The sequence below is a fragment of the Chelativorans composti genome (assembly GCF_039541695.1).
GTDB lineage: Bacteria > Pseudomonadota > Alphaproteobacteria > Rhizobiales > Rhizobiaceae > Chelativorans > Chelativorans composti.
Map to the genome: position 1 here is coordinate 26,021 of NZ_BAABGS010000065.1, position 7,389 is coordinate 33,409.

Below are 7,389 nucleotides of genomic sequence, written 5' to 3' on the forward strand. Positions count from 1 at the left end.
AGACGCTTGAATGAACTTTGAGAAGTATTCCGAACGGGTTCGGGGATTCATCCAGGCCGCGCAGACGCTGGCCCTTTCCCGCAGCCACCAGCAGTTCACCTCCGAGCACCTTCTGAAGGCGCTGATCGACGATGAGGAAGGCTTCGCGGCTTCGCTCATCCAGCGTGCCGGAGGCAATGCCCGCGACGTGAAGCTTGGCGTCGAAGCGGCGCTGAATGCACTGCCCCGGGTGGAGGGCGGCAACGGACAGCTCTATCTTGCACAGCCTCTGGCGAAGGTGTTCGCAACGGCTGAAGAGCTTGCAACCAAGGCTGGCGACAGCTTTGTGACGGTCGAGCGTCTTCTGACCGCCCTTGCCATGGAAAAGTCGGCCAAGAGCTCCGAGATCCTGGCGAAGGCGGGCGTGACCCCCGTCGCGCTCAATCAGGTTATCAATGAGATTCGCAAGGGCCGCACGGCTGACACCGCCAGTGCGGAGCAGGGTTATGACGCGCTCAAGAAGTATGCGCGCGACCTGACGTCCGACGCGCGCGCCGGCAGGCTCGATCCGGTGATTGGCCGCGATGACGAGATCCGCCGCACGATCCAGGTCCTGTCCCGCCGTACCAAGAACAATCCCGTGCTGATCGGCGAGCCCGGCGTCGGCAAGACCGCCATCGTCGAGGGCCTGGCCCTGCGCATCGTCAACGGCGACGTTCCCGAGTCGCTCAAGGACAAGCAGCTCATGGCGTTGGACATGGGCGCGCTGATTGCCGGCGCGAAATATCGCGGCGAGTTCGAGGAGCGCCTGAAGGCCGTTCTGTCTGAGATCCAGGCCGCCTCCGGTGGCGTCATTCTGTTTATCGACGAGATGCACACGCTGGTTGGCGCCGGCAAGTCCGACGGCGCGATGGACGCCTCGAACCTGCTGAAGCCGACTCTGGCCCGCGGCGAGCTGCACTGCATCGGCGCGACTACGCTCGACGAGTACCGGAAGTATGTCGAAAAGGATGCCGCGCTCGCACGCCGCTTCCAGCCTGTTTACGTCCAGGAGCCGACGGTCGAGGATACGATCTCCATCCTGCGCGGTCTCAAGGAGAAGTACGAGCAGCACCACAAGGTGCGCCTGTCCGACTCCGCTCTGGTCGCCGCCGCCAACCTGTCGAACCGCTACATCACAGACCGGTTCCTGCCGGACAAGGCGATCGACCTGGTCGATGAGGCCGCCGCGCGTCTGCGCATGCAGGTCGACTCCAAGCCCGAGGAGCTCGACGAGATCGACCGCCGCATCATGCAGCTGAAGATCGAACGCGAGGCGCTGCGCAACGAGAAGGATGCGGCCTCGAAGGATCGTCTGGAGCGGCTTGAGAAGGAGCTGGCCGGCCTCGAGGAAGAATCCGTCAAGCTCACCAACGCCTGGAAGGCCGAGAAGGACAAGCTGGTTCTGGCCGCCGACCTGAAGCGTCAGCTGGACGAAGCGCGCAACGAACTTGCGATTGCCCAGCGCAAGGGCGAGTTCCAGCGCGCCGGCGAGCTTGCCTATGGCCGCATCCCGGAGCTTGAGAAGAAGCTGCGCGAGGCAGAAGCTTCGACCAGCGATCGCAGCATGGTTGAGGAGACCGTCAAGCCCGAGCACATTGCGCAGGTCATTTCGCGCTGGACCGGCATCCCCGTGGACAAGATGCTGGAAGGCGAGCGTGAGAAGCTCCTGCGCATGGAGGACGAGCTTGCCAAGCGCGTGGTGGGTCAGGGCGAGGCCATCCAGGCCGTCTCCAAGGCTGTCCGCCGTGCCCGCGCAGGCCTGAAGGACCCGAACCGGCCGATCGGCTCGTTCATGTTCCTGGGCCCCACGGGCGTCGGCAAGACCGAGCTGACCAAGGCGCTGGCCGACTTCCTGTTCGATGACGAGCAGGCGATGGTCCGCATCGACATGTCCGAGTTCATGGAGAAGCATTCCGTGGCCCGCCTGATCGGTGCGCCTCCCGGCTACGTCGGTTACGAGGAAGGTGGTGTGCTGACCGAGGCTGTCCGCCGCCGGCCCTACCAGGTGATTCTTTTCGACGAGATCGAGAAGGCCCATGCGGACGTTTTCAACGTGCTGCTGCAGGTGCTGGATGACGGCCGCCTGACGGACGGCCAGGGCCGCACGGTCGACTTCCGCAACACGCTGATCATCATGACGTCCAACCTGGGTGCCGAATACCTGGTGAACCTGGCGGACGATCAGGATGTGGATGCCGCCCGCAATGACGTGATGGCAGTTGTCCAGTCGGCGTTCCGGCCCGAGTTCCTGAACCGCGTGGACGAGATCATTCTCTTCCATCGCCTGCGGCGCGAGGACATGGGCCAGATCGTCCAGATCCAGCTCAAGCGGCTGGAGAACCTGCTGGCCGACCGCAAGATCAACATCGAGCTCGACCAGGATGCGATCGACTGGCTGGCGGACAAGGGTTACGACCCCGCCTACGGTGCGCGTCCGCTGAAGCGTGTCATGCAGCGCGAGCTGCAGGATCCTCTGGCCGAGAAGATCCTGATGGGCGAGATCTTCGACAACTCGACCGTCAAGGTTACGGCGGGCTCCGACCGTCTGATCTTCCGGGTAAAGCGCAACGACGTGGAGACCGAGGCCGCGGCCTGACGGCTGCAGGTCCGGGCCTGGCTCCCCGGTAAGAATCAGGGAGCCCCGGGACCCGACACGACGACACTGAAGAGCCCGGAGCCGAAAAGCCCCGGGCTCTTTTTCTTTGACGGGAACGCGCGTTACCATCAGCCGCCGCCGGAAGGCGGCGATCAGTTCACGAGCGAGGCCTGTCATGACCCTTGAGGAATTCAATGCATTCTGTGCCGGCCTTCCTGGCGCCACCCGCGTCGTCCAGTGGGGGGAGGCGCATGTCTGGAAGGTGGGTGGCAAGGTCTTCGCCTTGGCGCGTGCGGATGCGCCGGATCTGGAAGCTGCCGTGACCTTCAAGTGCTCGCCCATGGCCTATGAGCTTCTGAAGGACGAGCCGGGCGTGCGTCCGGCTCCCTATCTCGCTTCCCGCGGGCTGAAATGGGTGCAGCGGTTCTCGGACGGGGCGTTGGATGACGATGCGCTCAGCGATTATCTCCGGGCAAGCTACCGGATGGTGGTTGCCGGCCTTCCGAAGCGCCTGCGGCTGGAACTCGAGCAGGGCCTCGCCTGATCCGCGTCTCCGGGTTGGCTGAATACGGTAACCGAACGGTTGCTTCTTCCAGCCATTTTCATGCCCTGTTCATCTGTTACCGGGCAGGGTGAGTGGGATTGGTGTTATCCGGCAGATTGCCTGGCTCAACTGTGGGGATGATGAAGTGCGTGGGTTGAGTTCCCTCGTCTTGGTTTTTGGCTGCTTGATTGCTTCACTTGCCTTTGCGGAGCCCTTTCCGGCTGTAACCGCGACGGCCGGGAATTCGCCGCGGGGTGAGATCCAGGTGGCGCAGGCCTACGAATTTGAGGTCTTCATCGATGCGCAGGGCCGTGAGGTCATCGTCGATCCCGTGACCCGCAGGGTCGTCGAGGTCCGGGAGCCGCTGGCCGCCGAGCGGGCATACCCTGGCCGCGCCGACCGCGGCTGGCAGACGTGGGAGCGCGGCCGCCGCTACTACGATTTCACCGATCCCCGCGACGTCGAGCGCTTCCACCGCGAGCGTGAGGAAGCCATCTACGGCCGTCAGGATTCCTATGACTATGAGGAGCCGGACTACGGCTACGAGGGCGAATACGGTTACGACCGCGGATACGACTATGGCGATCCCCGCGGTAATCCGCGCGGTCGCAATCGAGGCTACGTCGAGCCGGCCTGGCCGCAGGTGCGGAACGGTTCCGGCGGAAGCATCGAGCGCGCGCCGCTTGCGCCGCCGTCGCAGATGGAGGCCCGTTCGGTCGTTCCGGCGCCGGAGCTCAGTCCCGACGGCGGTTCGGTGGAGGATGCTGCCCGCCCGACGCCTTCCATAGTTCCGGATGTCCCGATCCCGACCGGCAAGGGTGCTTCGGAGGAAGTGGCGAAGTTCCAGATCCTGCTCGACCGGGCAGGGGCATCGCCCGGCGTCATCGATGGTCGCATGGGCGACAACGTGAACAAGGCGATCGCCGCCTACTACGAGATCACCGGCGAGCGCCTGCGCACCTACGACAAGGAGTGGATTGAGGCCGAGCTCGAGCGCACGGGTGGTCCCGCCTTCATTGACTACGAGATCACCTCGGAGGATGCCGCTGGTCCCTACATCGCCTCCGTTCCCGAGGACTACAGCGAGAAGGCGCGGCTCGAGCGCCTGGGTTACACCCGCGTCTCCGAGATGCTTGCCGAGCGTTTCCACATGGACGAGAAGTATCTTCTCGCTCTCAATCCCGGCGTGAACTTCGACCGCCCCGGCACCATCATCAAGGTCGCCAACGTCAACTTCCAGCGCAAGTTCGAGGTGGCGCGGATCGTCGCCGACAAGGAAAAGAAGCAACTGCGGGTCTACGATTCGGCGAATCGTCTGGTCGCCAGCTACCCCGCCACCATCGGTTCCCAGGACACACCCTCGCCGAGTGGAACGCACACTGTGGAGCGAATCGCTCTTAATCCCGAGTACACCTACAATCCGAAGATCAACTTCAAGCAGGGCAACAACGACAGGATCCTGCGCATCCCTCCGGGACCGAACAATCCGGTCGGTTCCGTCTGGATCGCACTGTCGAAGCCGACCTACGGCATTCACGGCACGCCGGAGCCCGAGAAGATTGGCAAGACCTTTTCACACGGCTGCATCCGTCTCACCAACTGGGATGCCGAAGAACTGGCGAAGAATGTGAAGCCCGGGACGCCCGTGGAGTTCCTCTGAGTCGCCCGGCGCTCCGTCCGAAACGGAGACGAGCGAATCGCTCTGGGACCCGCCTCCTGGCGGGTTTTCTTTTGTCGGAAGTTGGGGACTTTGGCGCGCATGGCTGATTCAGCGGCCGCGCCACGGACCGCGCTGCCCGATCGTGATTCGCTTCATTGGGAAGTGCTGCGGCGTCAGTTCGTCGTGGCAGCGGCAACCAGCGGCTTGGAGAACGAATCCTCGAGCAGCGCCTCGATTCGATCCCGCTCTTCCTTGAAGGAGGCGAGCAGATCGCCCTCGAGGGAGCGGCTCTCCGGCAGGCGAACGCGCATCGGATCGACCCGGGTGCCGTTCACGAACATTTCGTAATGGAGGTGGTTGCCGGTCGCCATGCCGGTGGCGCCCACATAACCGATGATCTGGCCCTGCCGCACCTGCGCGCCGGGCGTCACGCCCTTCGCGATGGCGCTCTGGTGATTGTACGACGTCTTGTAGCCGTTGGCGTGCCGGATGATCGTCTGGCGGCCGTAGCCGGCGGCCCAGCCGGCGCTTTCCACGACGCCGTCGCCGGTCGCGATGATCGGCGTGCCGCGCGGTGCTGCCCAGTCCACACCGGTGTGCATCTTGCTGTAGCCGAGAATCGGATGGCGGCGCAGGCCGTAGGGAGAGGTCATGCGACCGGCCGGAACCGGATTGCGAATCAGGAACGGACGCGAGCTGCGGCCCTCGCGGTCGAAGTAGTCGACCGTGCCATCCGGCAGCTGGAAACGATAGAACTTGCGCTCTTTTCCATCGAAGGTCGCCGCCACATAGAGCAGTTCGGAATCTTCCGTGGCATTGCCGTTGGGCGAAGGTTGCGAGAAGAAAACCTCGATCTTGTCGTTCGGCGACAGGCGCGACTGCATGTCCACGTCCGCCGCGAGCAGCCGCACCACTTTCCTTGTCATCTCCTTGGTCAGCCCGTGCGACAGGGCGGCCGTGAAGATGCCGTCATAAACGCGCGGCAGGTCGGAGCGCGACGCGACAGTCTTCGGTTCGTTGGCAAGCGCCGATACGAGCGCTTCGCCCATTTCCGGTTGTTCGGCCGGCACATACTGGCCGCGGTCGTTGAGCGCGATCGTCAGCACATGCTGTTTCCGCTCGAACACGCTTGCCCGCATGATGTGCGGCCGGTCGTCCTGGATCTCGAGGCCCAGGCAGATTGCCACGCCCGACTTCAGCGTGTCGGCGTTCAGCAGTTTGGCGATGGCTTCAGCCATGTTGGCCGCATCCGGCCCGTCGTAGCCCGCGTCCTTGAGTGCCTGATCGATTTTCTTGTTTGCCGTGAGCAGGATGATGTCCTCGGCGTAGCTGCGTTCGCCGCTGGTCGACGAATCGCGCGAGGAGGTCGATACGTTCTCCGGGATGATTCGGATGTCGAAACTTCCCATCGTCTGGGTTGCCAGCGTGTCGCCGCCGAATCGCTGCGGGTCGATGTAGTGCAGGGAAGCGACCTGGATGTTTCCTTCGGTGAGCAGCGCTCCGGTCTCCCGCACCACCTTTTCCACCTCGTCCACCGTCAGCTGGCTGTCCTCATCGAATTCTTCACCGGTGAGCGGGAACGGCAGCGTCCGCAGCGCCATCTCGCTTTCCACCTTGGCGCCGTAGATTACGCCCATGTTGCCGAGGTTGCTGGTGACATTGTCGGCGGCGAAAACGGTCAGGGGGTCGAAGGGAGGATAGTCGGCGCTGACCGGATAGGAAGCGGCGAGCGGCACGCGCAGGTGAACGAAGGGCAGGGACCGCACCACCTCCCGGTCGCCTTCCTTGTGGACGGTCGAGACTTCCATCTGCCGCTTGGTGTTCGAGCCGCCGAGAACAGGCGAGGGAGCCAGGCGACCGCCCTTGCGCATATTGTCTGCGCTGGGCGCCGACTGCGAAATGAGGGCAATTTCAGGCGGTGTGGCCAGCTGTTCGCGGCCATCGAGCGCCGCCGAAAGCGCGACACCAAGAAGAAGCGTGGAGGTGAGGCCGGTCAGAATCGTCCCCGCCAGCCAGCGGGCGGAGATTTCGCGTCGGTCCGGGGGATTGCTTCGCCCCCCGGTCGTCAACGGCTCGTCGTCTCCGAGGGAGATTTGTGCTCCGGCGTTGTTGTCCAACGTTCTTGGCTCCCTTTGGTCCCCACGTGGGCCCCTGCAGGGCAGAGTGCCCGCCTAACCGGCTCAAGTCAATGTGCGGAACGCCAGGCGTATGCGTTAAACGTTACCGGGCCCCCGTGAATACGGATCCGGCCGCCCGCCGGGCGCGGTGCGATCGAAACCAGTGCAGACTCAAGTCTGGATAATCGCGAGTAAGAGCGGAATGGGGCCCCAATGTGGCGTGGCGCTCTGTGACCTGCGCTGACTGTGTTTTTGCTGCTTGTGGATTAATCGCAGGCTGATGAAAAAAATCGCACGGCCGTCACGAAGTATGTTGACACCCGAAAAGGACGGACCTATAAACAGGCCATCAACGACGGCGGCGGCGCTGCCGGACGGAAGGACGGTTCGTCCTCAGATTTTTCTTGTGAGAGCTTTGATGCTTTCAGGGGTTGGGTTGATTGACTTGGCC

The 7,389-nt window shown here is 63.6% G+C and carries 4 protein-coding genes; 3 read left to right on the forward strand and 1 reads right to left on the reverse strand.

Features of this window, described 5'->3' with window-relative positions; all coding sequences use genetic code 11:
- The first annotated feature begins 10 nt into the window (after window positions 1-10).
- The 3 genes from clpB to ABD906_RS11590 all read left to right on the forward strand — a co-directional run bounded on the left by clpB (window position 11) and on the right by ABD906_RS11590 (window position 4,821).
- The gene (gene clpB / locus ABD906_RS11580) at window positions 11-2,617 is read left to right on the forward strand and encodes an ATP-dependent chaperone ClpB (protein ID WP_345099562.1); all 2,607 of its coding nucleotides are present in this window, start codon (window positions 11-13) and stop codon (window positions 2,615-2,617) included.
- A 175-nt stretch (window positions 2,618-2,792) separates the two neighbouring features.
- Window positions 2,793-3,161, forward strand: coding sequence for an MmcQ/YjbR family DNA-binding protein (locus ABD906_RS11585; protein WP_345099563.1), 369 nt, complete (start codon window positions 2,793-2,795; stop codon window positions 3,159-3,161).
- Between the two features lie 154 nt (window positions 3,162-3,315).
- On the forward strand, window positions 3,316-4,821 hold the full coding sequence (locus tag ABD906_RS11590) for a L,D-transpeptidase (RefSeq protein ID WP_425549989.1): 1,506 nt from the start codon (window positions 3,316-3,318) through the stop codon (window positions 4,819-4,821).
- Between the two features lie 173 nt (window positions 4,822-4,994).
- Here the strand turns inward: ABD906_RS11590 and ABD906_RS11595 are convergent, their stop codons facing one another.
- Complete coding sequence (locus ABD906_RS11595; RefSeq protein ID WP_345099565.1) at window positions 4,995-6,890, reverse strand: M23 family metallopeptidase; 1,896 nt, start codon at window positions 6,888-6,890, stop codon at window positions 4,995-4,997.
- Window positions 6,891-7,389 lie beyond the last annotated feature (499 nt).